Origin of the sequence: Bifidobacterium commune (assembly GCF_900094885.1) — a bacterium.
GTDB lineage: Bacteria > Actinomycetota > Actinomycetes > Actinomycetales > Bifidobacteriaceae > Bifidobacterium > Bifidobacterium commune.
In genome coordinates this window covers 298,451-304,637 of record NZ_FMBL01000002.1, presented here as the reverse complement: position 1 = coordinate 304,637, position 6,187 = coordinate 298,451, and the positions used below count along the sequence as shown (strand labels likewise).

Sequence of the window (6,187 nt, the reverse complement as noted above, 5' to 3'; positions counted from 1 at the left end):
CATGTTCTTTGCTTGGCTGGTTTCGAAACCGCTGAGGCCAGCACCTGTGAAGTCGCTAAGACTAGAATCAAACACAAATAGGCTCTCGGCCATATTCCCTGCGAGGTGGAGGGTGCCGTCCACGCGCACCTCGCGAAGTGTCCGTAAGCGAAATGGTGAATAGCCGTCTCCATCGCTGTAGAGGGTGACGTTGCCGTCGATGCGAACCTTGGCAACATAGTTGTTGCCGATAACTGCATTTTGCTGCCAAGGCCAAACACCAACTTTGTTGGGACTGGTGCCGTGGTGGATGGTGAGGGTGCAGTCGCTACCGAGTTCCCATTGTATGGGGCTTGGGTCCCTGCCGGGCACGCGATTGACGGTACTGTCGTTAGCGGGTTCTCCCAAAGTTCTGGGGGCTATGGGTGTGCAGGAGCTGTCCTGTACACCCATAGCCCCAGCCAACGGAGGGAGTGGTGGATTCAGTGTTGCGGCAGAACCGAGCGGAGCTGCGGGTGCCGTTGACAATCCGAGAGTGGTGGGCGCGGCTAATGCATCGTTTGGTACTGGTGAGTTGATGCCGCTCTTGGGCTTGACGGGATCGGTGATTGTGCGCTCCGTCGGTCCGGGGCGTGGTTTCGTGCCTTGTCCCACGCTTGATCTGGGAGCGCTTGAGGTTTGTTGTGGCTGAGATGCGCTGCTCGGCGCCTCAGACTGCTTCGCGGATGGCGCAGCTGCCATGGTTATGCACAATGCCGCAGCAATGATGTTGTTGAAGATGTTCACAATTACCCAACTCTTTCTTCTGGCTTCTTCTGCAGGGTTTCTGCGTCTTCTCGACGTGAGTTGCCTTTACAGAACTTCCCCCTGAACTGTGTTTACTATAGATGAAATTATCATACATTATGATAAAAAAATCGTTAAATGAACATTTTGTGTTGAGGTTTGGTATCAGTCATCGACATGGCGATACGTGCCGTTACTGATAGATTGTGGATGATAAGGGACGGGGTTAGCGTGTCATCATAGTTGTATGCTTTTGCGAGGTATTGTGCGCGCGAATGTGTTAAGGTCGTCCTGAGCCGACATACAGCGATGGCTATGCGCAGAAAGCAGGTGCAACATGACTCTGATCGATCAATTCAGCACTCAATATGGACTGGTCAAGAAAATTGATGCGTTCGGGTATCTCGATTACTTGAAGAAGTACACCGATGAGCCGCGCAAGCACGGGAAGGTCGTGCTGGTCACCGCCGATACGCCGTTGAAAGCCTCGCGCGGTGAGGGCAAAACCACCACCACCATTGCACTGATCGATGCGCTGCGTGCCCGTGGCGTCGACGCAACTGCCGTTCTGCGTCAGCCGAGTATGGGCATCACTGCGGCCGGTTCCAAAGGCGGGGCATCGGGCGGCGGCAAATCCTCGCTTTCGCATCCTGAACTGATTGACTGGGGCCTGTGCGGCGAGATGGCCGCCATTGAGAATGCGCAGAACCTGCTGGTCTCGTTCGCGGAAAAAGCGGTTGACGATGGCCTCATCGACACGATTCTCGTGCCGCGCGTTTCCGAAGTTCCCTCGCGTTCGCTGCGTCAGATTGCCGTGGACCGTGGCAAGGGGGACGTTGCCGAGCAGGTGGTGCTCACGCCGACCTGCGAGCTCATGCAGATTGTGGTGCTTTCGCGTTCCATGGATGAGGTTGCCGAGCGCGTTTCCAAGATGGTCGCGGGAACCAAGGACGGCAAGCCCGTTACCTTCGGTTCGTTCGTTGATTTGTGGCGAATTACGGGCATTCTGGGCGATGCGGTGAAACCGGCCCTGACCGAAACAGTTAACGGCTCGCCGGTTTATGTGCATTGCGGTCCGTTCGCCAATGTGTCGCTTGGCATCCCGAGCCTTGTGTCGGTTGAGATGGCGTGCGCGCTTCACGATGTGGTGGTGGTCGAGGCCGGATACGGGGCCGACGCCGGAGCACAGAAGTGGCTTGATATCGCCTGCCGCGAGTTCGGTGCGCAGTGGCCGTCCGCCGCGGTGGTCGTTACCCGCGCCTCGACCTGGCGTGACGACCCGAAGCTCGCTTGGCGCTATCCCTTCCACGTTCATCGCCTTGAGAATCTTGGCATTCCGACCTTCCCGCTGGTCAACTTGTGGGATGGGGAGGACGATCGGATTGATACTTTGCGAGACACGGCAGCATCGCTCGATTTGCGCAACCCGATTATTGGCAACCTCTTCCGCGATGGAGGGCAGGCTCTTGCTCCGCAGCTTGATGGGTTCGTGGATGCGCTGAACTCGGATATTGCGGGCGTTTCGGGCGGCGCTTCCGCCCAGCACGCCGATAAGCGCGGCAGCCATAAGGGCATTGGGCTGGTCGAGGATGTGCAGTGGATTGCCGCCAACGTGTACGGCGTTCCTGCCGACCGCGTGCTGCTCAAAGACGGCTTCGCGGATTCGCTCGCTTCGGCGGCGGAGCTGTGCAAGGGCGTCGGCACAAGCATTGATGACCTCGCGGTGGTTGCGGTCAAGTCGCCGGCCACGATGACCGATGACGATTCAGCTGCAGCCGGCGAGCGCACGGTAACCCTCAAAAAGGTCGATCCACATCTGGGTGCCGGTGTGGTGCACGTCAACCTCACCACCTCGCTGACCACCCCGATGCCGAAAATTGTTTGAGCTGCAGGCGGCGCGGCATTGTCAAGCGCAGTTTGCGTGGGTGCGCGAATAATCCCGCATGAAAGCCGGAATCGGTAAACACTCCCGATAAGGTTGGCACGGAAACATCAGGCCGGAAACCTGAGGAGCTTGTGCGGTTAATCGGTGCCGAAAATCCTGCAAATCAGCCAGTCGCAGATAAACGAAAACCCGCCCCTCGACGCAACCTTGGATGGTTGCCGAAGGGCGGGTTTTTGTGGTGGAAGCGCGGGGCTCTCAGAGGTTGCCGCCGTTCCAGCCCCAGTCGGCCGTGGCCGTGTAACGGATGTAGGTGCGGTCCTCGGGTATGCCGAGCTCATTGCTCAGCGCGGACATGATCTGCCTCGACATCTCTTCCCAGTAAGTCCGACCAACGTTGTCTCCCTTTGCGTTGACCTCGATGTAGGCGCACGGCTTGCTGTCGTCGCCGGCGAAGTAGATGGGCATGTTGTCTTCGAACGGGCACATCAGCCAGGCTTCGGTCTTGCCGGGAAGCGCGGTGATGGCCCTGCCGTACGCGGCTTTGAGAGCCTCGCGCTGGGCGGGGGTGGTGGAAACGGAAACGTGGGTGTGGATGACTGGCATGGGTAACTCCTTTGGTGAAGCGAATCTACAGTGCTTCCGATTCTACCGTGCTGGCGGCTCACGTTCGCCGTGTTGCTCATTGTTGTGGCGCCCGGTGCTTTTGATTGCCGGCAATCGTTCCGTTTCAAGGTTACTCGGTTGCTCGTGACCTGACAGGCTTCCGCACTTCGGCCAGTGCCTCACGGCCTCGCGTACCGCTGCACCAAGTAATCGGGGGTATTTGGTGCAGAGTATGCGTTAAACGTTTCGCTCCCCGGCGATTGTGCGTACATTGGTGGAAAGAAGATGACAATACTGCGTCATGTGGCTTCTGGCGATTTTGCGGTAAGGTTTCAAACAGATATGTTGCGGGAAGCGAATGCAGTCAAGGACTTTGCGGAAAGGATCGACAGGACGATGAGCGGTGGGGGAATCCAGGAACCGAAAAGCAGTGCTGCTTCGGCACCTGGCAAGCTCTACATTGCCGGTGAGTATGCCGTCGTTGAACATGGTCATCCGGCGATTCTGGTGGCCGTGGACCGTATGCTCACCGTGCGCATCACCGAGCACGACACGTCCGCCGATCAAGCGCAGCCATTCGGTGTCGATCCGGTCGGGCGCATTCATTCTGCGGGTCATCCCGAAGCTTCCGTGACGTGGCGTCGACGTGCCGGTCGTGCGGTACCGGATCTCGAGCAGCCGGGTGCGGCTTTCGTTCTTGCCGTGATTCATGCGGTCGAGGAACTGGCACAGCAGCAGAGCAGAGCCCTTAAAGTCTATGACGTAAATATCGAAAGCGAGCTCGACGATGCATCGGGGAGCAAATACGGCCTCGGTTCCTCGGCTGCCGTGACGGTGGCGATGGTCAAGGCGCTCACGTCGTTCTATGAGCTTGAACTCACGCCGATTCAGCAATACAAGCTTGCGTTCGTGGCCGCAAGTCGTGCACAGAAAGTAGGTTCGGGAGGCGACCTTGCAGCCAGTCTGTTGGGCGGGTGCATTCGTTTTACCGCAGTCGATCGCCAGTGGGTCACCAACCGTTTGCAAGACACCGCGCTGAGTGCGCTGATTGACATGCCTTGGCCCGGCCTGAGCATCGCCCGTCTTCGCGTGTTTGAGCCGAGCAGCACCTTGCGTCTGATGGTTGGCTGGACTGGCAGTCCAGCTTCCACGTCGTCGCTCGTTGGCCACGTGCAGCAGCAAAGCGCCGCCGAGCATGAGCGGATGTATCAGGACTTCCTTACCGGCAGCGATGCCTGCGTCGATGCGTTGGCGCAGGCGCTGGCCGCGGACGATGAGCAGGCCGTCATCGCCTGCGTGCGGCAGGCCCGCAAACTGTTGCAGGAACTTTCGTTGTTCACCGGTGTCACCATCGAGACCCCGTCATTGCGCAATTTGATCGATGTTGCCGAACGTCACGGAGCCGCGGCGAAAAGCTCCGGTGCCGGCGGTGGTGACTGCGGTATTGCGATCGCCGGACCTGGCGCCGATGCGGCCGCCATCCGCCAAGGCTGGCAGCAGAAGGACATCGTTCCTTTGGATCTTTCCGTACAAGAGCCGCAGCTCGAGCTTGCCGATTGGGCTGGCAGTGCCGTCGACGATGGCGCTGGTCGCTTTCCCGCAACGGCGGTGACGGACAATGCGCAAAGCCGTGCCGGTGCCGATAACGGTTTCGCCGACTCATGCGATGGCGTCCGTGACACCGCTGCATGCAATTATGCAACATCGGGTCGGTTCTCCGCCGCTCAGGTAAACAACGAAACTTCACGGTCTCAAACGGTTTCACCCGGCTCGAACCGCAAGGACGACCACATACGTCTGGCGCTCGATGAATACGGCGATATGCGGCGCAACGCGTTCGACGATCTAGCATTCGTTCATCACAGCCTCGGCAGCATTGCCGTTGAAGATGTGGACATGAGCACGCAAGTGTGCGGGGTGGAGTGGGACGTGCCCTTCTATATCAACGCGATGACCGGAGGGTCGGCCAAAGCCGAGCAGATCAACACCTCACTCGCCCGTGTCGCCTCCGCGACGGGTTTGGCGATGGCCTCGGGCTCGCAGCACGCCGCCATCCGCGACCCGCGTCTCGAGCCCACGTTCACCACGATTCGTGAGCACAACGCCGCAGGTTTCGTCTTTGCCAACGTTGGTGCCACGGTTGACGTGTCCCAGGCGCTCCACGCGGTGGAAATGCTTCATGCGAACGCGTTACAGATCCATCTCAACGCAGCCCAAGAGCTGGTGATGCCGGAAGGCTCGCGCGACTTCGAGTCGTGGCCGCAGCATATCAAGCAAATTGTTGAGGCATCTCCGGTGCCGGTGGTTGTCAAGGAAGTCGGTTTCGGCATGAGCGCGCAGACCGTGCGGCAGCTCGCCCAAATGGGTGTGCGCTGCGTTGATGTCAGCGGTCGTGGCGGTACGGATTTCGCGCGTATCGAGAACGCTAGGCGCCAAGAGCACGAGTACGGCTATCTTGCCGGTTGGGGTCAGTCCACGGCGTTGTGCCTGCTTGAATTGCTGCCCAATGACAGCGAATCAACCGTTGACTCTCAATCGGCTGCTAATACCGAATCGACCGGCGGTGCTGCAGCGCATACCCAAGTTCTGGCGTCCGGCGGTGTGCGTAACCCTCTTGATGTTGTCAAGGCGCTCACTCTCGGAGCCGAGGCCGTTGGCGTATCTGGTCATTTCCTGCACGTACTCAATGCTACCGGAGAAGACGGGCTTACGGCGGAAATCAACGGGTGGAAGGAACAGGTCCGGTCGCTGATGGCCTTGCTTGGTGCGAGAACCGTTGCGGACTTGCGGCATACCGATTTGCTGGTCACTGGCACGACCGCCGAAGAGTCACGTCTCCTGGGTGTTGCCATCTCAGTGCTGGCGCATCGCTCTCGTACCCGCAGCATTTAGTCGCTGCGAATATAGAAAAAGATGGGGCTGCGCATTGGCAGC

5 protein-coding genes are annotated in these 6,187 nt (G+C 59.0%); 3 read left to right on the top strand and 2 right to left on the bottom strand.

Annotated elements, in window-relative coordinates; translation table 11 throughout:
* Positions 1-387, bottom strand: a 387-nt coding sequence (locus GA0061077_RS07085; protein ID WP_234696519.1) for a hypothetical protein, incomplete at its 3' end; no start/stop codon positions are given.
* 13 nt (positions 388-400) lie between these two features.
* On the opposite strand from GA0061077_RS07085, the gene GA0061077_RS07080 reads away from it, so the two are divergent.
* Both GA0061077_RS07080 and GA0061077_RS05135 read left to right on the top strand, forming a co-directional pair.
* Positions 401-670 carry a hypothetical protein gene (locus GA0061077_RS07080; protein ID WP_143249611.1) on the top strand — a complete coding sequence of 90 codons (270 nt, stop codon included), beginning with the start codon at positions 401-403 and terminating at the stop codon, positions 668-670.
* A gap of 432 nt (positions 671-1,102) precedes the next feature.
* Positions 1,103-2,650, top strand: a complete 1,548-nt coding sequence (locus tag GA0061077_RS05135) for a formate--tetrahydrofolate ligase (protein WP_091847864.1) — start codon at positions 1,103-1,105, stop codon at positions 2,648-2,650.
* A gap of 255 nt (positions 2,651-2,905) precedes the next feature.
* Here the strand turns inward: GA0061077_RS05135 and GA0061077_RS05130 are convergent, their stop codons facing one another.
* Entirely contained in the window at positions 2,906-3,253 is a 348-nt protein-coding gene (locus tag GA0061077_RS05130) for a phenylpyruvate tautomerase MIF-related protein (protein WP_091847863.1), read from the bottom strand.
* A gap of 285 nt (positions 3,254-3,538) precedes the next feature.
* On the opposite strand from GA0061077_RS05130, the gene GA0061077_RS05125 reads away from it, so the two are divergent.
* Entirely contained in the window at positions 3,539-6,145 is a 2,607-nt protein-coding gene (locus tag GA0061077_RS05125) for a phosphomevalonate kinase (RefSeq protein WP_091847862.1), read from the top strand.
* Positions 6,146-6,187: the final 42 nt, after the last annotated feature.

Coding starts and splice junctions, on each gene's coding strand:
- GA0061077_RS07080 (WP_143249611.1), top strand. CDS start 401: ATGGGTGTGCAGGAGCTGTCCTGTACACCCATAGCCCCAGCCAACGGA.
- GA0061077_RS05135 (WP_091847864.1), top strand. CDS start 1,103: ATGACTCTGATCGATCAATTCAGCACTCAATATGGACTGGTCAAGAAA.
- GA0061077_RS05130 (WP_091847863.1), bottom strand. CDS start 3,253: ATGCCAGTCATCCACACCCACGTTTCCGTTTCCACCACCCCCGCCCAG.
- GA0061077_RS05125 (WP_091847862.1), top strand. CDS start 3,539: ATGACAATACTGCGTCATGTGGCTTCTGGCGATTTTGCGGTAAGGTTT.